This is a genomic window from Luteibacter sp., assembly GCF_051958795.1.
Taxonomy (GTDB): domain Bacteria; phylum Pseudomonadota; class Gammaproteobacteria; order Xanthomonadales; family Rhodanobacteraceae; genus Luteibacter.
Genome location: NZ_JBQCFT010000084.1, coordinates 1 through 18,465 on the forward strand (window position 1 = coordinate 1; position 18,465 = coordinate 18,465).

An 18,465-nucleotide genomic window follows, 5' to 3' on the forward strand; every position below is an offset into this window, starting at 1 on the left:
TTTCGCGCGAAGCATCTGCACGAGCAACAAGCCCACGCCTCCGGCCGCCGCATGAACCAGTGCGACCTGCCCCGCTTTCGGCTGCGAACTGTCCGTGACCAGATACTGCGCCGTCAGCCCCTGCAGCAGCACGGCCGCGGCCGTGTCGTAGCTGATGTCATCAGGCAACGGAATCAGCTTGTCGGCATCGACGGCGACCAGCTCAGCATTCGCGAAGGGCATATCGGCGAAGCCAACGCGGGTGCCCGCCGGAAAGGGCCCGCCATCCGACACGACGTCACCCGCGCCTTCGTAACCAGGAATCCACGGCGCTTCGCCAGCGAGATGATAGGTACCGTTACGCCGGTAGACATCGGCGAAGTTCAGGCCAACCGCACGCGTACGCACCAGGACCTGGCCCGGGCCAGCGACGGGATCCGGCATGTCCTCCCAGCGGAGTACATCGGCATTGCCGAACTCGCGAAACATCAAAGCGTTCATGGTTGTACCGGGAGACATACAGGGGATGGGGCCGACGATTTTAGTGCAGCGCGCGGCGTCCGGATGCCAGCCGATCACTCGCAACCATTTGCGAATCACTCGCATTCTCAGGAGAATCTCAGATTCAAACGTCACGCCAAGCCATCCCGCCTGGGTAGCCGGCCATCCACAAAATGCCTCTATCCATGGACCGTCGCTTGTCCAGGCGCACCCTTGCGCCTCGCGCACCCCAACTTCTACGTCGTGACCGGTGAACAGCGCAGTCGCGGCGTCGAGCTCGAAGGCGGCGTGCATCCCCTTCCGGGTTGGGATATCACGCTCGCTGATGCGTGGACCGGGGCCGAGATCACCGAGGACAACACGCTACCGACGGGTGTCCGACTGGCTGGGATACCGCGCCACAACGCCAACCTGTGGACCAAGTACGTCGTGCCATCCGGCGCACTGGCCGGCTGGGGTATCGGTGGCGACATCAACTACCAGAGCGAACGCCTCGCGAGCAACTACGAGCCCGTTGATCCGATCTACGGCCGACCGTTCGTCATGAAGGCCTACACACTGTTCGATGCCGCGATCTACTACTCGCACGGCCCATGGGCAACGCAACTCAACGTGCGCAACCTGTTCGACAAGAAGTACTTCGTAACGGCGTCGAGCGACCGTACGACCTGGGGCTCCCCGTAGCGTGATGCTTGAGGTGGAACGACACTTCTAACTCGCTTCACAGCTGCGCCATTTCGATGTTCAGCGGTCGGCCGCCCTACCCACGGGCGCCGGCCGACCACGCGCGTGTCGATGCTTGGGCCTTGCGATGGTCTCCCATCCGAGCAGCGCAAGCCCGACCGTCCGTGGAACGGGCTTCTCGCCGCTACGGTAGTAAGCCAGCATTCGGCGGCTAAGCCCCAAAGCTTTCGCTGCCTGGTCGAGGGTCATGCCGTGGCGTGACATCCATACAACGATATCTTCGTGGGAAAAATGACCAGCCTGCCGAAGGGACTTTGCGCGCAGATTGTCGCCCGCCAGGTGCAAGTCATCGCTATCTCCAAAGACGACGCCTCGGGAGCACTCGTCGACGGAAACCTTCTTGAACAACTCCCAGCTTCGCAGTGGCGCGAGCGCGCGAAGGCGATCTATGGACTCCGAGATGTCGACAGATCCCTGGTAGCCATCTGCAAACGAAACGGAGAGCAGGCCGGGCTTTATCGCGACGACGGAGGTCAACACGAACTGGGATTGATGAAGTTGCCTCATGAATTCAGATCCGCCCGCACGAAAAATCTGGCGATCGCTGGCAAAGGTCATCCTACCGATGGCGGCCACTTGGTGCAACCATTGCACTCCATCGCCGGGACCAAGATCGTATGCGGCGCGCGCGCCCTGCTATGTCGGTCTTAGCTGGAATGGCTGTGGGGATTGTTCGGCTCGTTTGTAGGCAATGCCCTTCCGCAGCGCGGCCATCGGCCTACAATGGGTACCCACCCCGCTCTCCCCAGGTGGCCGTCATGTCGCCCTCAGTCCGCTCTTTCCTGCCCCTCATCCTCGCGGCAGTCGCAGCCGCTGCCTGCCCGGCCCAAGCCTTCGGCAAGGATGACCCAGCCGCGCAGCTCGCGAAGATCACGGAGGGCCGCGTCGCAGGCGACCCGCGGCAGTGCATCGACCTGCCCCAGGTCTACAACACCCAGATCATCAACAAGACCACGATCGCGTACCGGATCGGCAACACCTGGTACGTCAACAAGCTCCGCTCCGGTGCCGAGGCGCTCGACTCAGACGACGTGATGGTGACCCGGACGTTCGGCTCCCAGCTATGCGAACTGGATAGCGTCAAGATGGTCGACCGCTACGGCGGGTTCATGCGCGGCTTCGTGGTGCTTGGGCCCTTCGTCCCTTACAAGCCGGTGGCGAAGGATCATTGAGCGCCACGGCATCTGCATGAGGCTTTGACGCCCCCCGTACCCGCGCCTCGCCTCACGCGGGTACGGGCTGCTACGCGCCCCGTAACATTCCCCACATTTGCAAAACTACCCAAATTCCCCCACCCTTCGCGGACGGCGCCACGCCGCTAGCCGAATAGCACCGGGAGATGGGGATGTCGCGTTCCAGGGGGCCGCAGGGCCGTCGCACCGCCCTTTGGGCCAGTTTCGCCATCGCGCTCACGTGCACCACCACCGCCAGCGTTGCCAGCGAACCCGCGAAGTCATCCGCGCACACGGTCACCTTCGACCGCCACTCGCTGATCATCGATGGCAAGCCCACCTACCTCTGGTCCGGGTCGTTCCACTACTGGCGGCTGCCGAGCCCCGAGTCGTGGAAGGACGTGCTGCAGAAGATGAAGGCAGCCGGCTTCAACGCGGTCGAGATCTACTTCCACTGGGGTTACCACTCGCCCAAGCGCGGCGTCTACGACTTCAGCGGCAGCCGCGATGTTGATCGCCTGCTCGACATGGCACGGGACGTCGGCATTTATGTCATCGCCCGCCCCGGCCCGTACATCAACGCGGAGACCGATGCCGGCGGCTTCCCTGACTGGCTGGTCACCACAGCAGGCAAGCCGCGCTCGACCGCACCGGAGTACACGGCGGCCTACCGCGAGTGGATGTCCGAAATAGACCGCATCCTGGCGCGCCACCAGGTCACGGACGGACGCGGAACGGTGCTCCTCTACCCGGTCGAAAACGAGTTCTATAACGACTCGGAGGATGGCCGCGCCTACATGCAGGCGCTTGAGGACAAGGCACGCGAAGACGGCATCACCGTACCGCTGTTCGGCAACCACAACACCAATTTCTTCGAAGGCGTCGGCAAGCTCGATATGCCCGGGTACGACTCGTATCCCATGGATTTCGATTGCAGCCGGCCCGAGCGCTGGAACGGCGTCTACGATTTCGCCAGCGAGCGCGAAGGCCTGAAAAACACCCCGCTGTTTTTCCCCGAGTACCAGGGCGGTGCCTTCGACGTATGGGGCGGCCCGGGGTACGAAGCGTGCCGCAAACTGACCGGCCCCGAGTTCGAGCGCGTGTTCTACGAAGCGACCATGGCGTCCGGCTCGACCATGCAGAACTTCTACATGACGTACGGCGGCATCAACTGGGGCTGGCTCTCTTCCCCCGGCGTGTACACCTCGTACGACTACGGCGCCGCGATCACCGCGAGCCGGCAACTCACGTCGAAGTACGACCAGCAGAAACTCATCGGCTACATGACCCGCGCCGCTGCGCCGCTCGCGCGTACGGACGCGGTCGGCAGTGCCGTCGCCGAGAACCGCCGCCTCCGCGTCGTCGCGCGCCGGAACCCGGACGACGGCACGCGCTTCTATATCCTGCGCCACGCCGAGGCCGCGGATACCACGAACGACGCCACCCACCTCACGATCGCGCTGCGCGACCAGGGTGACATGCGCGTACCGCAAGCCCCCGGCGGCGCGATCCATGTGAACGGGCGCGATTCGAAGGTCTTCCTCGCCGACTTCCGTTTCGGAAAGCAGGACCTCGCCTATTCGACCTCGGAACTGCTGACCCAGCTGCATGCCGGCATCCGCGATCTGGCGGTGTTCTACGGCCGCCACGGGGAAGCAGGCGAAACCGTGCTCCGCTATCCGGAGAAGCCCGAGGTAAAGGTCATCGACGGGAACGTCGCCAGCCAGTGGGACGCTAAGACGCACATGCTCCGGCTCAACTACCAGCACGATGGCCTGGCGCGCGTGGCGATTACCCAGGGCACCAGCTCGCTGCTCCTGCTGCTCGGGGACAACGAAGCCGCGACCCGCTTCTGGCAACTCGATACAAACGAAGGCCCCGTATTGCTTCGCGGCCCCTACCTCGCACGCACGGCAGAACTGCACGGCGGCACGCTGGCAATTACCGGCGATACGGATGCCGCGGGCGACCTGGAGATTTTCACCTCGCCGGACACGCGAACTGTCTCTTGGAACGGCGCCGGCGTAGCCACGACCTCGACGACGTCAGCCACACTGATCGGTCACCTCGACGGGCCGGCCCCGGTGTCGCTCCCCCAGCTTCGCACCTGGCACGTGGCCAACGGTGCGCCCGAGATCGAAGGCGGCTTCGACGACCGTGCATGGCAGGCCGCCAACCGCACCAGCACCCCTAACCCATATTGGGAACACACGCTGCCTATCCTGGATAGCGACGACTACGGCTTCCACCATGGCCACGTCTGGTACCGCGGCCATTTCAAGGCCACCGGCACCGAAACGTCGGTTCGGCTGTCCGCCAACCTGGGCGTCCACCTCGGAAACCACGGCATCTTCACCGCGTGGCTCAACGGGCACTACCTCGGGAATAACCCCAGCGGCGCACAGCAGTTCCCGATCGACCCGAGCTGGCTGAAGAAAGGGACCGACAACGTCATCTCCGTGCTGACCGAAAACACCGGCCATCTCCAGGAAGAGCACAACGGCGCGTTCCGCGAGCCGCGCGGCCTGATCTCGGCCAAGCTGCAGGGCTCGGACGCACCCATCGCGTGGAAGCTGCAGGGCAACGCCGGTGGCGAAGACCTGCCCGATCCGGTGCGCGGCCCGTTCAACGTCGGCGGCCTTTACGGCGAACGCAAGGGCTGGTACCTGCCGGGATTCGCCGACAAGGTGTGGGCCACGACCACCCTGCCGCACGCCACGGACAACCTGGCGTCGACTGGTACCGCACGACGTTCACGCTGGACTTGCCGAAGGACCAGGATGTGCCCATCGCGGTGCGGATCAAGGACGCCGTTCCCCACCACTACCGCGCGATCATCTTCATCAATGGCTGGCAGATCGGCCGCTACATCAGCGACGTGGGCCCGCAGACCGATTTCGAACTGCCGCCAGCGCTACTGAAGCGTAACGGTGAAAACACGATCGCTATCGCGGCTTGGAGCACCGCGCAGGATGGCGGGCTCGGCGAAGTGTCGCTGGTGATGCAGGGCAATTACCGCTCCGGGCTCAGGTAACCGCCCGGAGCGCGTTCACAAACCGGCAAAGCGCTTCCTGAGAGCCGCTACGATGCTCGCATTCCGTTGCGCCGTTTCGCGGAATGCCGCGCTGACATCACCGTGGCCTGCGACGCGATGCCAGAACTGCTCGGCCCATGCGGCGGCACGCTCCCAGTACGCCGCGTCGGCAGGGACCGGCGTGGCCGGCTGAAACTCGCGCGGAACGATTGCCCCGTTCGAACCGGGGCGATAGAGCATCGGCAGCATGTCGTAGCTGGGAGCGACATGCAGCGGCAAGGCATCATCCAGGAAGAAACCCAGGTTCCCGAAGTGCATGTCGGTGTTGCCGATCATGCGGCCGAACCACCAACGCTGGCGCACCGCGGACTCCGTGGAAGCGTCCACCCATCCGCCGTCACGCATGCGCAGGACCGCACTAGCCCAGTTATCCCGCTCACCGTCGTGCGAGTCGCTCCACGCGGCCAGCGTGACGAATCCACGCCGGCCGTGCGCGCCGATGCGATCGAACCGAGTGACTTCCAGGCAAAGACGCTCTTCCGACCAGACGAGCTCGCTTCGCGCGCTGGCGTGACCCTGCTCCGCGAGCACTTCGCCTGCCACGTGCTCACAAATCAACAGATCGGCCCAACGTCGGCCCGCGGGATCTCCAACAGGCTCGCTGAACTTCACGATGACATGCCGCGTGACGCCATCCGCATCTTCAATGCGTGCGGTGAACTTTGGCTGCTCGCCCGCCGCAGAGGAACCGACGGGCTCGCCGGCCAGCGCGCGCTCTGCAAGGCGGGCGTAGAGTGATCCGCGCATGGCCGCTGGGAGCGCGTCTTGTCCGTCGGACAAGGCTCGCTCGAGCCCAGCCGTTCCAAGGACGAAATTCCCGGGCGCGTCTTCCCCATGGAGCAGGAGTGCAGCGAGCACCGCATCGTCGTTCCAGAGAAGGATGTCGGTAGACAAGCCGAGCTCGCGCGCCCAGGACTGGGCAAACTGCCTGCCCAGGAAGCCCTGCGGCCGCTGGTCATCGATGAACCAGGGAATGCCGGGAAACAGTCCATCCGCAAACTCATCCTGCAACCACGGCGGATGAGCGTCTGACTCCAGCAGGCTACCGCCGCCGTACAGCGCGACAAGCTCGCCGGCCGCATGGGGAACCCCTTCGGCGTCCAGGCGATACACAGGCCATGAGGAGCCAAGCCCGCGCACGTCCCGGCGCACCGCATAGCGCGAGCGCCGCGCCTGCCCGATACGCACGATTTCCCGGCCTGCGTCGCGCAGGGCGCGGGAAATCGACGACTGGCTTAAACCGAGGTCGGTTGCCAGTTCGCTGGCGGAAGACGGCCCGCGCGACCGCAGCAGGCTGATCAGGGGTGCCGGATTGCGAGGATTTGCAGCCATGGTGCATAGATACTTGAATAGATTATCTATGTCAATACGTAGTAATATCAATGATATATGAAATACATAAACTCTACGGTGAATAGATTCTTGAGGCGATTTGGCGCCTTGGCCTGTCCGAACCCAGCTAACGCCCCAGCCACCCCGCATTCACGGCTACCGGCGAACAGTGACTCCTACAGCACGGGAGACACGCCATGAACCACGATCGTCACGACATAAACCATCCTGACCACAAGAATCCGGCCCACGAAGAAACGCCTTCGGAGAAGAAGGAACGCAAGACCCACGAGAGCGACAACCAGGACCAGGCGCTGGAAGAGACCTTCCCCGCAAGCGACCCGGTATCGCCGTTCGTACCGGCCAAGGCGCCGGATTAAGTCTCGCAACAAGGGGACGGTCGACGACGTCGGCGTGACACTCCATGGCCACCCGTCACCTTCGGTCACGAACGCGTGCGGAGAATATAGGGCTTATTCACCGCAAAATATGCGGTGAATAATTGACCATGCGGTGAATACGAGGCATATTCACCGCATGGAACGCGGTGAATATGACCCCACCTACATCTGGCAGCGACCGGACTGGCCCGTCTGGCGCTACGACCTGCGGCGGCTTGCGGGGCCCCTGGCCGAGGTGAGCCAGTTGCAGGGGCGCCTCCTGGGTCGGCTGAGCGATGTCGGCATGGTCCTGCGCAGCGAGGCAAGCCTCGTAACCCTTACCGACGACGTGGTGAAGACCAGTGCGATCGAGGGTGAGCAGCTCGACGTGGCCTCGGTACGTTCCTCGGTGGCCCGCCGCCTCGGTGTCGATGTTGGAGCCCTTGCACCCGTCGATCGCCATGTAGAGGGCGTCGTCGCCATGGTGCTCGACGCTACTCTCGACGCGCACGCAACGCTGACGGCCGAGCGCCTGCAGGCATGGCATACGGCTCTCTTTCCTACTGGCTACAGCAACCTTACCCGGCTGCGTGTCGGTGCATGGCGTGATAATGCAACCGGCTCGATGCAGGTGGTGTCCGGCCCCATGCACCGCCACAAGGTGCATTACGAGGCGCCGCCGGCGGCCTGCCTGGATGTCGAGATGACGCGCTTCCTGGAATGGGCGAACGCCGACACCGGCGAGCCCGCCCTGATCAAGGCCGCCCTCGCCCATCTGTGGTTCGTCACGCTGCACCCGTTCGACGACGGGAATGGCCGCATGGCTCGCGCGGTAGGCGACCTTTTCCTGACTCGCGCTGACGATAGCCCCCAGCGCTTTTACAGCTTGTCGGCCGAGATCCAGCGGCGGCGCTCGGCTTATTACGACGTCCTCGAGCGCACCCAGAAGGGCTCGCTTGAAGTCGATGAGTGGCTGACATGGTTCCTGGCGACCCTGCGCGACGCCATCGCCGCGGCCCAGGTGTCGCTCGACGGCGTGCTGGCCAAGGCGCGCTTCTGGCGGCGCTGGGCCAGCACACCGATGAACCCCCGTCAGGTGAAACTCGTGAACCGCCTTCTCGATGGCTTCGAGGGCAAGCTCACCTCGGGCAAATGGGCCGCGATCGCCAAGTCCTCGACCGATACGGCACTCCGCGACATCAATGAGCTAATCGCCCTGGGCATGCTCCGCCGGGCCGAAGGCGGCGGCCGAAGTACAGGCTATGAACTCGCCCCGGTGGAACCCGACCAGGTAGCCGGGACGGAATCCGTCGACCGGCGCACAAAGCCCATGGCTCACCCCACCCGGCCGATAGACCGGTAACCGGGGGTTGCGTATGCTCCGCCCAAGGGGGAGTCCATGGACGAAAAAAAGAAGAACATCCTGCACGTGCGGCCGCCGAACTTCACGACGGGCGTAGCGACCGGTATCGCCATCACCGGCCCGACCGACGACGGTTTCGTCCACCTGCATTTCTTCAGGGAAACGCAGCGCATCACGCACGACGACGTCCCGGCGCGCTCGCACGCGCCGAACGAGATGGAATTCGCCTGGAGCCGCGCGGAGCCGCATATCCACCCGCAACGCGAGGAGCTTGCCGTGATCTCCGTGCCGATGGCGCGGCTGCAGTTCATGGCGCAGGCGCTGGGCCGCGCGGCCCAGTTCGTCGAAACGCTCAACCAACCGGGAGCTCGCGGACCTGGCAAGGTCGCCTGAGGGCGGTTACTCGCCCGGACCCCTGCGATCGTTCTCCGCCGCGACTTGCTGGAAATCGAGGTCGCGCTCGAGGTAATGGAGCAGGTCGTCGTGGATATGTCCGGCCCGGTGCAGGCGTAGCAGCTCGACACGCCCGGCCGCGAGCGCGGCCAGCACCACGTCGTAATGCGCCTCGCGATCGCCGGTGATCGAGCGCTCTTCCTCCAGCACGCGCCGGGCGATGGTCACGCGGTAGGTGTATTGCTCGAGCAGGCGCGGGTGGATCAACTTGCCATCGGTGTCATAGGCATGAGCCTTGACTGCCTCGAGCTGCGCCGTGTCCACGTGTAGGTACGCCTGCATTTCGTTGAGGTGATTGCCTTCCGCCTGGACGTTTCGGTCGAGCCCTAGCCAGCGAATCACGGGGCCGATTGTGCCGCCCTGCAGCACCACCGTCACCAGGATCGTCGCGAAGGCGGCGGCCAGCGTCAGATCGCGGCCCGGCATGTTTTCCGGCAGCGATAGCGCGATCGCCAGGGTGACGACGCCACGCATCCCCGCCCAGCCCAACAGAAAAGTGGACTTTGGCGACGGGGGCGACGGCTTCTTTCCGAACGCACGCAAGACCGGGACACGCAGGTAATCCGTGGCGTAGACCCACACGAAGCGCGAAGCGATCACGGCCACGATCACACCCAGGATCGGCAGGCCCAATTGGTCGAACGTATTGGCGACGCCGCCCAGGCGCTCGATCACGCCCCGCAGCGAGAAGCCGATGAGGATGAAGACGAGCGCTTCGAGGATGAAGATCATCACGGCCCAGAACGAGCCGCCGCGGACGCGCGCGCTGGCCGAGAACACTTCATGCTGGAACCAGCCGAAGATGATGCCCGTGCTCACCACGGCCATTACGCCCGACACATGCAGACTTTCGCCGCCGATGTAGGCGGCCCACGGCGAAAGGCACGACGCGGTCACCGCGAGGAAGACATCATCGATCCGGCGCAACACCAGCACGACCAGCGCGCCAACGATGATGCCCACCGCGATACCACCAAGCGCCAGCCCCGCGAAGCTCATCAGCGCACCGCTCGCGCTGAACGCGCCGGTGAGCGCCGCGGCCACGGCGAAACGGAAGAGGACCAGCCCGGTCGCGTCGTTCAGAAGGCTCTCGCCTTCCAGCAACACCATGAGCCGGCGCGGAAGGCGCACCTTGCCGAGCACCGCCTTCGCGGCCACCGCGTCAGGCGGCGAGACGACCGCGCCCAGGGCGAAGCAGGCCGCCCACGGCAACGAAGGAACGATCCAGTGGACGGCGGCGCCGACGACCAGCGTGGTGAACACCACGGCGCCCACGGCCAGCCACAGGATCCCGCCGAGATAGCGGCGGAAGTCCGACCACACCGTGTAATACGCGCCATCCATCAGCAACGGCGGCAGGAACACGATGAGGACCAGCTCGGGATCGAAGCTCACAGCGGGCACGCCGGGCAGGAAGGCGATGCACGCGCCGCCGGCCAGCAAGGCGGCCGCTGTTGGCAGGCGCAGCTTCCGCGCGATCAGCTCCAGCGCCACGATGGCCACGAGAAGGATGAGGACGAACTCGAAAGTCGTGGTCGATGACATGGCAGGCGGGGTAATGGGACGTCCCGCGAGCATACCGTCACACGAGGCTTGCATGATTGAACATACCCCTCAGGCAGGCACGTACACGACATGCGGACATATACCGGGGTTACCCTTGGGCCATGAGCCATCGTGACGACCTCCAGGGCATGCTCGACCGCCTCGATATCGAGGTGGCCGCCGGCCTGCGCGACAACCCGGACCCCGATGCGTTCTGGCCCACCTTCGCCACGCAATCGAACACCGTGCTCGAGGCCGCGGGCCCGGACTACTTCGACTGGGTGAGCTCGGAGATCTCGGCGATCCTGGCCCGCTACGGCATCCCGGTCCCCGAAGCCTGACCCTGCCAGAAGTCACGATTTACCTGCCATGGTGCGTTTGCCAGACTCGGATGATCGTCCCGAGCCCAAAGGCCAATACCCATGCGACCGAAGCGCCCTGCCCTCCACGCTGCCAGGACCGCGCTGTCGGTCGCACTAGGCGCCACCGCCCTTGCCATGCTCGCTGCACCGGTCGCCGCCCAGGCGGTACTCACGCCCGAGCAGAAGGCGCTTATCGCCAAACGCAATGACACCGAGCAGAAGCTCGAAGACATCGCCGTGATCGACCGCAAGGTCATGGTGAAGATGCGCGACGGCAAGCGCATGGCCGCCGACGTCTACCGCCCGAAGAACGCCACGGGCAAGGTACCGACGATCTTCGTCCGCACGCCCTACAACTTCAATTTCTGGGACGTGAAGAACGGCGCGCCGCGCGATATGACGCGCCAGCTCGAAGCGGTGAAGCGCGGCTACGCGTACATCGACATGAATGAGCGCGGCCATTATTTCTCCGAGGGTAACTACGAGATCCTCGGCGCGCCCCTATCCGATGGCGTGGATGCCGTGAACTGGATCACCGCGCAGCCGTGGTCGAACGGCAAGGTCGGCACCACCGGCTGCTCGTCGACGGCGGAATGGCAGATGGCCGTCGTCGCCGAGAACACCAAGGGGCTGGCGACGTTCAACGTGCAGGGCTTCGGCGCCGGCGTCGGCCGCGTGGGCCCGTATTTCGAGCAGGGCAACTGGTACCGCGGCGGCGCGGTGCAGATGCTGTTCATCGCCTGGCTCACGAAGGAGCAGAACCAGGTACGCCCGATGTTCCCCGCGAATACCTCGCAGGCAGACCTCATCGCGGCGTCGAAGCTCTTCGATCTCGATTCGCAGCCTGCGGACATCGACTGGGACAAGGCCTTCTGGACCTTGCCCGAGACGGACATCATGAAAAAGGCCGGCGGCCCCAAGGGCATCTTCGCCGACGCCATGGATGTGCCGACCGGCGGCAACATGATCGCGCGCACGCCGAACAGCCCCGCCTGGTACAAGGGCGGCCTTTGGCACGACAACATGAAGATCAACAAGCCCGGCCTGTGGTTCATGAGCTGGTTCGACGTGTCGGTCTCGCCGAACCTGGCAGCCTATAACCATGTCCGCGCAACCGCGCCCAAGGACATCGCCGACCAGCAGTACGCGGTGATCTCGCCCTCGCTGCACTGCGGCTACTCGCGCGCCACCGAGCACACGATGATCGGCGACCTCGACGTGGGCGACGCACGTTTCGACGTGGATGGCCTGGTCTACGGCTGGTTCGACAAGTGGCTGAAGGGCGTGGACAGCCCGGTCGTCGATAAGCAGGCCAAGGTCATGTACTACGTGATGGGTGAGAACAAGTGGCACAACACCCAGACCTGGCCGCCGGTCGGTGCGGTGACGCATGACCTCTTCTTCACCAGCGGCGGCAAGGCCAACACCCTGTACGGCGATGGCAAGCTGGTCGAGGCCGCCGGCGGCACCGACCATCCGGACTCGTTCCTCTACGACCCGATGAACCCGGTCACCACGTTCGGTGGCGGTGGCTGCTGCCAGGGCAACGCCGTGAAGTTCGGTTCGTTCGACCAGAACACCCAGCTCGCGCGCAACGACATCCTGGTGTACGACTCGGAGCCGTTCAAGGAAGGCACCGAGGTCTCGGGTCCGATCACCGTGACGCTCTATGTATCGTCCGATGCGAAGGACACCGACTTCACCTTCAAGGTGATGGACGTGTACCCGGATGGCCGCGCGTTCAACCTGACCGAGAACATCCAGCGCATGCGTTACCGCGAAGGCTACGACAAGCCGCCGGTGTGGATGAAGGACGGCGAGGTGTACAAGGTGACGTTCCAGCCGATCGACACCAGCAACTTCTTCTTCCCGGGGCACAAGCTGCGCGTGGCGGTATCGAGCAGCAACTTCCCGCGCTTCGATCGCAACCTCAATACCGGTGGCAATAACTACGACGAGACGAAGGGCGTGATCGCGCACAACGTCGTGCACCACGATGCGGAGCACCCGTCGAAGATCACGTTCACCGTAGTACCCCGCAACTAAGGCTCGGATCGGCTCGCTGCCGGCGCCCGTCGTGGCGCCGGCTGGCACGCTCACATGGCCCGAAAGATGGCCATGAACGGCTGGCTCACGGTGAGGGCTTCGGGCCGGCCGCGCAGGCGCAGGCAACCGCGTCCGCCGTCGTCGCGCTCGACCGAGGCGACCTGGCGGAGGTTGACGATGGTCGACCGGTGGATCTGCCGGAATGTGCGCGGGTCGAGCTGCTCCAGCAGCTCGCGGATCGGCCGGCTCAGCAGCGCATCGCCTTCGGCGGTCGCCACCAACGTGTACTTGTTGTCGGCGCGGAAATAGATCACATCCTCCACGAGGATCAGTCGCGTCGCCTTGCCGGTGCTCGCCGTAATCCACGTCAGCGGCTCGTCGGGCGTGTTCTCGAACTGGTCACGCATGTCCTTCGCAAGGCGCCCTGCCCGGCTCGCGTGCTTTTCCACATCGGCGAGGCGGGCGCGCAGCCTCGAAACGGTCTGTGCGAGGCGATCGGCCGACACCGGCTTCAGCAGGTAGTCCACCGCACCGCGCTCAAAGGCATCCACGGCGTACTGGTCATAGGCGGTGATGAACACCACGAGTGTGCGCGGGCTGGCATCGGCCGCCGCCGCCGCGACCTCCATGCCGGTGAGCCCGGGCATGCGGATATCGAGGAAGGCCACATCGGGCTTGTGCTCCACGATGGCCTCGAGCGCGGTGCCACCATCCTCCGCCACGGCGACCACCTCGATCTCGGGCCACGCCTTCGCGAGTTCGCGCTGCAGCGCTGCCGAGAGCAGCTTTTCATCTTCGGCGAGGATGCATTTAGGCACGTGCGGCCTCCGTCACCGGCAGCGTGATCGTCGCCGCCACGCCGCTGGGGAAGTTGTTGCCGATCGTGAACGACGCGGCGTTGGCATACGTCAGGCGCAGCCGCTCGCGCAGGTTCTTAAGGCCTATGCCCGTGCCGCTGCCATCCATGCGCAGGCCCATGCCATCGTCGGCCACGGTGAGCGAAAGGCCCGTCGGATCGCACGCCGCACGGATCCACACGCCACCGCCACCCGGCTTGGGCTCCAGACCGTGCTTGATGGCGTTTTCGACCAGGGTCTGGAGCATCATCGAGGGCATGGCGTAAGCGAGGCAGGATTCGGGGACATCGACGTGCACGGCCAGGCGGCTGCCCATGCGCAGCTGCATGATTTCAAGCCATGCCGTGGAGCGTTCCAGTTCCAGTCCCACCGTCGACAGCGAGCCATCCGTGCGTGGCAGGGAGCGGCGCAGGTAGTCGATGAGGTGGCCGAGCATCTTGTCGGCGCGGGCGGGGTCCGTGCGCACCAGCTCCTGGGCACTGGCCAGCGTGTTGTAGAGGAAGTGCGGCTCCACCTGCGCCTGCAGGAGATTCAGCTGCGCGGCGGTGAGCTCCTTCTCCATCGAAGTCTGCCGGGCATCGGCACGCTCGCGGTTGCGGCGCTCGTTGATGCGCTGGGTGAGTGCACGCACCAGCGTTTCCGCGTACTCGAGCGAAACGCCGCCATCGGGATTGAACCAGTCGGTCCATGCACCGCTATCCGGCTCGCATACGAAAAGCACGGTACACGCACCCTCGCCCGGAACCACCGACGCGTTGATCCGCGTATTCCGCTGGAACGGATCATGTGGGCGGCGCTTGCGCAATGGCACCGGGGCGGGCTCAACCACGGCGTGGCGTATGGTTCCGCGCACCTGCAGTCCGCCACGCGCGGCGGTGACATCCTGTATGTCGGGCAGCCCACGTACCACCGCCTCCACGATATCCAGCGTTTCGTCCGCGCCATACGGCACTTCCACCCGACGGCGCTGGCGGTTGGCGACGGTCTCCGGATCGATCCGGCCCGCGATGGTACGCACGCGATAGAGATGGCTCACGCCCCGGCCCAGCGCCAGCAACAGGCCGACGAACCAGATCAGCGTGAAGATCGTCGGGAAGTCACGGTCCGTACCGAGCGTCTGCCAGCAGACGAGCAGCACGCAGAGCGCGGCCACCCAGGCGGCGATCAGGCGGGCGAGGAAGCGGATGCTTGCCATGCGTTGCACTCCATTGAACATGGCGGCGAGGATACTTCGCCACACCGCGAACGGCGGCGGTTATCCGACGAAACGCCCTGCGCGCCGATGAATCCGCCCCCGATCACGGCGTGCAGCGGGTGGCGCGGCGCAGCATGACCTGGGCTAGCGCATGGTCCATGCTCGGGAAATGGCTTCAGCGGTGGGGACCGCGAGCCACGACCGAGGGGTTAATGCATGGCTTTGCTGCTCATCGTTTTCGCTGTCGTCGTTCTTGCCATCTATCTTGGCGTCCAGCTTCTTCCGAAGAACCATCCTTCCAACTGGCTACTCGGCATCGTCGGCGGTGCCTGCCTCATCCTCGCCTGGTACGCGATCTTCCGGCCGATGCTTATCGCGTCGGGCGGCGATCCATCGTTCGCCGCACTGGGTGTCACGGCCGCGGGCATCGTCTCGTGCATGCTTGGGGTCGTCTGCCTTGGCGTCTGCGTCTGGCGTGATCCGGCACGCTTCTGGGTGCTCTCCATCGTCTTCATCGGCGTCATCGGCGCCACCCAGGTCACGGCCTGACGGCCTGGGCCGCCGCCGGCAGCTCAGGCGCCGGCGGTGGCCATGACGTGGCGATAGCCGCGCGCGGATAGCGCGGCGGAGCCGTTGCGCAGGTCGAGCACGCCGTGTGCGCCGAACGGCAGGGTCCATTTGTCCGGCCCATGGCCGAACGCAAGGCCGCGAAGCATCGGTAGCCCACAGGCTTCGCCGAAGCGCTCGAGCGCGTGGTCGATATCGTAGCCATTGTCGTATTCACTGACGCGCTGGCCACCGAGCCCGCCCAGCAGGATCGCGCGCTGGGTCTTCAGCACGCCACTAAGCAGCAGTTCGTAGAGCATCCGCTCGATGCGATAAGCCTGCTCACCCGTTTCCTCGAGGTAGAGGATGCCGCCCTCCACGACGGGCATGTAGGGCGTGCCGATCAGGCTGCACAACGCGGAAAGATTGCCGCCCCAAAGGGTCCCTTCGATCCGCAGCGGAGACGCGCCTTCACAGCACGACCAGCCTACTTCCAGCGAGGGGCCCTGCACCGTCTGCCAGAACTGGCGCCAGGTGTTCTCGCGCAGGTAGCCGCCGCCGAAATCCTGCACGAGCATGGGCCCGTGCAGGCTGCCCACGCCACAGCGCGCCAGCATGGCGCACTGGATCACGGTGAAATCGCCGTGGCCGACGAGCACGCAACGCCCCTCGGCGAAGCGCGCGCGCAGCCCGTCATAGTCAAGGCGATCCAGCAAGGCGATCGCGCCGTAGCCACCGCAGATGGCCATGGCCACGTCGGGCAGCGGGTGGTCGGGGTCGGCCAGCCGGTTGATGTCGGCGGCACGCTCGGCATCGCTGCCGGCGAAGCGCAGGGCGACGCGGTCGACTACCCCGCTGCCAAGCACGGTATGCCCGGCGGCCTGTAGTCGTTCAATGGCGCGTTGGCAGGCGGCGCGATCTTCCGCGTAGCCGGACGGGGCGAGAAGCCGGATATCAAGTCGTTTCGGCATGTGATGCAAGTTTGGACTTGCAATACCAATACCGCTACGCCCGGAGAAAGGCAACCTGAAGTTGGCCTCTCTGTACTGCTTCGTCGTCACCGCCTTCACATTCGCCCCTTGCCGTGCACGGTCGTGCACCCATGGCGCCATTAGAAGGCGGAGACACGTGCCCCGTTATTCAATCACGGCACGCCGCTGCGCCGATCCGGCAAAGCGGCGTGCCTGGCGTCACAGATCGTCCATTTCCTCGATGACGAGATCATCGGGCACGCTGCGCGTCAGGGTCTCACGCGGCTGCTCGCCGAACACGCTGCGATATTTCTCAGCAAAGCGGGAGAGGTCCCACATGCCGCAGCTGAGCGCGACGGACTTGACCGAGCGCCGCCCCGCTTCCGCGGTGACCAGGCTGCGGTGCGCCGTGCACAGGCGAAGCATCGCGAGGTACCGGTTGGGCGGGATGCCAAGCAGGTCGTCGAACGCGTAACGGAGCCCACGCTCGCTCGCACCTGCGGCCTGGCAGAGCTCCTGCGAGTAGATGTCGCGGCGCAGGTTCGCCCGCATGAATCGCTCGGCACGGCGCATCACCTGGTAGTGTGCGCGGCGGCCGCGCGACGCCACCGGTCGGTCCTCGGAGGACGAGGACAAGGCGACGCGGATGTGTTCGTCGAGCAGGTCCTCGACCGGCGCGAAGCCGTCATCCTCACCATCGCGGACGCGATCGCGGATCTGCCGCCACGCGCGCTTGAGCGGTTCGGAGTTCACGGCGAACAGACGCAGCCGCTGCGCTGCCATATCCACGTCGGCATGGTCAGACGCCATGAAACGCGAACGGAACCGCGCGTAAGGCGCCACCACCATCGTGAAGCGCGTGCCGCGCTCGAACATGAAATCGGTCGGCGTGCCTCGCAGCAGCGTGACGGCCATTTCCGATTCGATACCGACGCCCTGGCACCAGCTGCGTTCGCCCGCTTCATGCATGTAGATGAGCATGCAGGAATCGTCCGGGACGGTCAGCGACCCGCGGACATCGAAATCGAGGTGGGCGGAGAAGTACGTCACGCCGTCATGCGTGCGCGATGCAATGGCGGCCCGAGGTCGCGCGGGACTGAGCGTGAGCAGGTCGACTTCGCAGACGCCCATGGCGGCACCCAGCGTGACGAGGTCGAAATCCTCGAGACCTTGCACGTCGATGGGGCGCGTCATGCCAGCCCCTCCCGCAGTGCGTGATTGATGTGAATGGCACCCCTCATGCCATCGCCTCCGATAGATCCACTCCACTGTCCCATACGCACCCCCGCGTTGATCCAGGCAGGCCAGGCGCCTGCACGTTACTTCCTTGGCCTCGTGGCCCCCGCTTGAAGCGGCCCCGACGCTATAACTAACCGTGTAAGGGAGGAAATGCCAGCGATTTGTGAATCTGCCGAATTCGCTTATCAGCCGCCGGAAACATTTGATGAATCTGGCAAAAGTGCCGCCTGGGCCAGTCCGGAGACCACGCCGAGCGACGGGTCGCCGTGGACGACCGGGATCCCGGGGAAGCTGGCAGCGACACGGTCGCGCACCTGCGGTGAACGTGAGGTGCCCCCGGTGAGAAAAATGCTTGCAGGCGAGTCAGCGATGTCGCCGTGGGCCTCGGCGAGCAACCGCGCCATCCGGTCGAGGAAGTCCTCGGAAGCCATCTGGAAATCCCCGCTGGCGGCCTGCTGGGCAAGCCCGGGCTCGATGAAGTCGAGTTCCGCGGTGGCCAGTTCGGCGCCGGAAAGCTCGATCTTCATGCGCTCGGCCTGCTGGTTCAGTCGCGTCGTGGCGCCCGTTCCCTGCAACGCGCGCAGGCGCGAGGCATACGGCTCATCCACCCGGCGGTAGTCCTGCTTGCGGAACTCACGCTGCTTCGGGAGGTTGTGCACGCTGGCGGCCTCGACGAAATGGTGGAT

Annotated in this window: 18 protein-coding genes and 1 pseudogene; 10 read left to right on the plus strand and 9 right to left on the minus strand. The window is 65.0% G+C overall.

Annotated features, from left to right (window positions below; translation table 11 throughout):
- A partial coding sequence (locus ACTHLF_RS04430; protein ID WP_440325211.1) for an alcohol dehydrogenase catalytic domain-containing protein occupies window positions 1–480 on the minus strand: 480 nt, incomplete at its 3' end.
- A 213-nt stretch (window positions 481–693) separates the two neighbouring features.
- Here ACTHLF_RS04430 and ACTHLF_RS04435 point away from each other — a divergent pair.
- Window positions 694–1,164, plus strand: a complete 471-nt coding sequence (locus ACTHLF_RS04435) for a TonB-dependent receptor domain-containing protein (protein ID WP_440325213.1) — start codon at window positions 694–696, stop codon at window positions 1,162–1,164.
- 60 nt (window positions 1,165–1,224) lie between these two features.
- On the opposite strand, the gene ACTHLF_RS04440 is transcribed toward ACTHLF_RS04435, so the two are convergent.
- On the minus strand, window positions 1,225–1,800 hold the full coding sequence (locus tag ACTHLF_RS04440; protein WP_440325214.1) for a DUF2442 domain-containing protein: 576 nt from the start codon (window positions 1,798–1,800) through the stop codon (window positions 1,225–1,227).
- A gap of 182 nt (window positions 1,801–1,982) precedes the next feature.
- On the opposite strand from ACTHLF_RS04440, the gene ACTHLF_RS04445 reads away from it, so the two are divergent.
- From ACTHLF_RS04445 to ACTHLF_RS04455, 3 genes and pseudogenes are all read left to right on the plus strand, one after another.
- Complete coding sequence (locus ACTHLF_RS04445) at window positions 1,983–2,396, plus strand: hypothetical protein (RefSeq protein ID WP_440325216.1); 414 nt, start codon at window positions 1,983–1,985, stop codon at window positions 2,394–2,396.
- A gap of 173 nt (window positions 2,397–2,569) precedes the next feature.
- Window positions 2,570–4,630 (plus strand): annotated as a pseudogene (locus ACTHLF_RS04450) (beta-galactosidase); the annotation flags it as partial.
- Window positions 4,631–5,178: 548 nt separating this feature from the next.
- Window positions 5,179–5,430: a beta galactosidase jelly roll domain-containing protein gene (locus tag ACTHLF_RS04455; RefSeq protein WP_440325218.1), complete on the plus strand. Its 252-nt coding sequence runs from the start codon at window positions 5,179–5,181 to the stop codon at window positions 5,428–5,430.
- 15 nt (window positions 5,431–5,445) lie between these two features.
- On the opposite strand, the gene yjjJ is transcribed toward ACTHLF_RS04455, so the two are convergent.
- Complete coding sequence (gene yjjJ / locus ACTHLF_RS04460; RefSeq protein WP_440325220.1) at window positions 5,446–6,822, minus strand: type II toxin-antitoxin system HipA family toxin YjjJ; 1,377 nt, start codon at window positions 6,820–6,822, stop codon at window positions 5,446–5,448.
- Between the two features lie 197 nt (window positions 6,823–7,019).
- Between yjjJ and ACTHLF_RS04465 the strand changes: the two genes are divergently transcribed.
- The 3 genes from ACTHLF_RS04465 (at window position 7,020) to ACTHLF_RS04475 (ending at window position 8,958) form a co-directional block, all read left to right on the plus strand.
- Window positions 7,020–7,202: a hypothetical protein gene (locus ACTHLF_RS04465; RefSeq protein WP_440325221.1), complete on the plus strand. Its 183-nt coding sequence runs from the start codon at window positions 7,020–7,022 to the stop codon at window positions 7,200–7,202.
- Window positions 7,203–7,359: 157 nt separating this feature from the next.
- Window positions 7,360–8,565, plus strand: a complete 1,206-nt coding sequence (locus ACTHLF_RS04470) for a Fic family protein (RefSeq protein ID WP_440325223.1) — start codon at window positions 7,360–7,362, stop codon at window positions 8,563–8,565.
- Window positions 8,566–8,601: 36 nt separating this feature from the next.
- The gene (locus tag ACTHLF_RS04475; protein ID WP_440325225.1) at window positions 8,602–8,958 is read left to right on the plus strand and encodes a hypothetical protein; all 357 of its coding nucleotides are present in this window, start codon (window positions 8,602–8,604) and stop codon (window positions 8,956–8,958) included.
- 6 nt (window positions 8,959–8,964) lie between these two features.
- On the opposite strand, the gene ACTHLF_RS04480 is transcribed toward ACTHLF_RS04475, so the two are convergent.
- The gene (locus tag ACTHLF_RS04480) at window positions 8,965–10,563 is read right to left on the minus strand and encodes a Na+/H+ antiporter (protein ID WP_440325226.1); all 1,599 of its coding nucleotides are present in this window, start codon (window positions 10,561–10,563) and stop codon (window positions 8,965–8,967) included.
- Window positions 10,564–10,685: 122 nt separating this feature from the next.
- Here ACTHLF_RS04480 and ACTHLF_RS04485 point away from each other — a divergent pair, with 122 nt between their 5' ends.
- Both ACTHLF_RS04485 and ACTHLF_RS04490 read left to right on the plus strand, forming a co-directional pair.
- Window positions 10,686–10,904, plus strand: coding sequence for a hypothetical protein (locus ACTHLF_RS04485; RefSeq protein ID WP_440325228.1), 219 nt, complete (start codon window positions 10,686–10,688; stop codon window positions 10,902–10,904).
- 81 nt (window positions 10,905–10,985) lie between these two features.
- On the plus strand, window positions 10,986–12,971 hold the full coding sequence (locus tag ACTHLF_RS04490) for a CocE/NonD family hydrolase (RefSeq protein WP_440325229.1): 1,986 nt from the start codon (window positions 10,986–10,988) through the stop codon (window positions 12,969–12,971).
- 50 nt (window positions 12,972–13,021) lie between these two features.
- On the opposite strand, the gene ACTHLF_RS04495 is transcribed toward ACTHLF_RS04490, so the two are convergent.
- Both ACTHLF_RS04495 and ACTHLF_RS04500 read right to left on the minus strand, forming a co-directional pair.
- Window positions 13,022–13,789 carry a LytR/AlgR family response regulator transcription factor gene (locus ACTHLF_RS04495; RefSeq protein WP_440325231.1) on the minus strand — a complete coding sequence of 256 codons (768 nt, stop codon included), beginning with the start codon at window positions 13,787–13,789 and terminating at the stop codon, window positions 13,022–13,024.
- Window positions 13,782–15,023, minus strand: a complete 1,242-nt coding sequence (locus ACTHLF_RS04500; protein WP_440325233.1) for a sensor histidine kinase — start codon at window positions 15,021–15,023, stop codon at window positions 13,782–13,784. Before ACTHLF_RS04500 ends, ACTHLF_RS04495 begins: the two co-directional genes overlap by 8 nt.
- A 216-nt stretch (window positions 15,024–15,239) precedes the next feature.
- Here ACTHLF_RS04500 and ACTHLF_RS04505 point away from each other — a divergent pair, with 216 nt between their 5' ends.
- Window positions 15,240–15,572 carry a hypothetical protein gene (locus tag ACTHLF_RS04505; RefSeq protein ID WP_440325235.1) on the plus strand — a complete coding sequence of 111 codons (333 nt, stop codon included), beginning with the start codon at window positions 15,240–15,242 and terminating at the stop codon, window positions 15,570–15,572.
- 23 nt (window positions 15,573–15,595) lie between these two features.
- Here the strand turns inward: ACTHLF_RS04505 and ACTHLF_RS04510 are convergent, their stop codons facing one another.
- The 3 genes from ACTHLF_RS04510 to ACTHLF_RS04520 all read right to left on the minus strand — a co-directional run.
- Entirely contained in the window at window positions 15,596–16,540 is a 945-nt protein-coding gene (locus tag ACTHLF_RS04510) for an LD-carboxypeptidase (RefSeq protein WP_440325236.1), read from the minus strand.
- Between the two features lie 219 nt (window positions 16,541–16,759).
- Complete coding sequence (locus tag ACTHLF_RS04515; RefSeq protein WP_440325238.1) at window positions 16,760–17,734, minus strand: helix-turn-helix domain-containing protein; 975 nt, start codon at window positions 17,732–17,734, stop codon at window positions 16,760–16,762.
- A gap of 230 nt (window positions 17,735–17,964) precedes the next feature.
- On the minus strand, window positions 17,965–18,465 hold a 501-nt coding region (locus tag ACTHLF_RS04520), incomplete at its 5' end, for an Hsp70 family protein (protein WP_440325239.1).